The sequence below is a fragment of the Microbispora hainanensis genome (assembly GCF_006874475.1).
GTDB classification, from domain to species: Bacteria; Actinomycetota; Actinomycetes; order Streptosporangiales; family Streptosporangiaceae; genus Microbispora; species Microbispora hainanensis.
In genome coordinates this window covers 1-723 of record NZ_VIRM01000167.1, presented here as the reverse complement: position 1 = coordinate 723, position 723 = coordinate 1, and the positions used below count along the sequence as shown (strand labels likewise).

The window sequence follows — 723 nt, the reverse complement described above, 5'->3', positions numbered from 1 at the left end:
CCCTTGTTGCCGTGACGGCCGGCGAGCTTGTCACCATCGGTGATCTTGCGCTTCTGCGCCACGTACACGCGCACCAGCTCGTTCACACCCGGAGGAAGCTCGTCGCCCTCCTCCCGGCTGAACACGCGGACGCCGATGACCTTGCCCGACTCACCGTGCGGCACCTTCAGCGAGGTGTCACGCACCTCACGCGCCTTCTCACCGAAGATCGCCCGCAGCAGCCGCTCCTCCGGCGTCAGCTCCGTCTCACCCTTCGGCGTGACCTTGCCCACCAGGATGTCACCCGTCGTCACCTCGGCGCCGATCCGGATGATGCCCCGCTCGTCGAGATCGGCCAGCGCGTCCTCCGAGGCGTTGGGGATGTCGCGGGTGATCTCCTCCGGACCCAGCTTGGTGTCGCGGGCGTCCACCTCGTGCTCTTCGATGTGGATCGACGACAGCACATCGTCCTGCACCAGACGCTGGGACAGGATGATCGCGTCCTCGTAGTTGTGACCCTCCCAGGGCATGAACGCCACCAGCAGGTTCTTGCCCAGCGCCATCTCACCGTTGTCGGTGCACGGACCGTCGGCGACGACCTGACCCCGCTCGACCCGGTCGCCCTCGGCCACGATCGGCTTCTGGTTGAAGCAGGTGCCCTGGTTCGACCGCTTGAACTTCGCCACCCGATACGTCGTCCGGGTGCCGTCGTCGTTCATCACCGTGATGTAGTCGGCCGAGACC

Annotated in this window: 1 pseudogene; it reads right to left on the bottom strand. The window is 66.3% G+C overall.

What is annotated here, in order from left to right:
- Nucleotides 1-723, bottom strand: a pseudogene (locus FLX08_RS40010) (DNA-directed RNA polymerase subunit beta); the annotation flags it as partial.